The 628-nt window shown below is 70.4% G+C and carries 1 protein-coding gene; it reads right to left on the bottom strand.

All coding sequences use genetic code 11. The annotated features are described in order from the left end of the window. The coding region (locus tag MZTS_RS23560; protein ID WP_281397089.1) for a 1-deoxy-D-xylulose-5-phosphate synthase N-terminal domain-containing protein at positions 1 to 628 on the bottom strand (628 nt) is incomplete at both ends.

Raw genomic sequence — 628 nt, 5'->3', positions numbered from 1 at the left:
GAGGCGAGCCGGGCGAAATAGGCCGACATGGCGCCGACGGGGGGCGCGATCGACATGTCGTTGTCGTTGAGGATGACGATCAGGCGCGAATGCAGGGCGCCGGCATTGTTCATCGCCTCGTAGGCCATGCCCGCCGACATCGAGCCGTCGCCGATCACCGCGACCATGTTGCGGCGTTTGCCCGGCGCCGCGCCGCGGGCCCTGGCCTCGGCCTCGTCGAGGTCGCGCCCGACCGCCATGCCGAGCGCGGCCGAGATCGAGGTCGAGGAATGGGCCGCGCCGAAGGGGTCGTACTCGCTCTCGGAGCGCTTGGTGAAGCCCGACAGGCCGCCGCCCTGGCGCAGGGTGCGGATGCGGTCGCGCCGTCCGGTGAGGATCTTGTGCGGGTAGCACTGGTGGCCGACATCCCAGACGATGCGGTCGTCGGGGGTGTCGAACACGTAGTGCAGGGCCACCGTCAGCTCGACCACGCCGAGCCCGGAGCCGAGATGGCCGCCGGTCACCGAGACCGCGTCGATCATCTCCGCGCGCACCGCGTCGGCCACCCGCTGCAGCTCGCTCTCCGGCAGAAGCCGGAGACGATCCGGCGTCTCAAGACCCTCAAGGATCGTCGTGTCCGCTAGTGCCA

This window comes from Methylorubrum zatmanii (genome assembly GCF_014845115.1).
In the GTDB taxonomy this organism is placed as follows: Bacteria; Pseudomonadota; Alphaproteobacteria; order Rhizobiales; family Beijerinckiaceae; genus Methylobacterium; species Methylobacterium zatmanii.
Note: the sequence above shows the minus strand (reverse complement) of the source record. Positions and strands in the feature narration are given on the sequence as shown.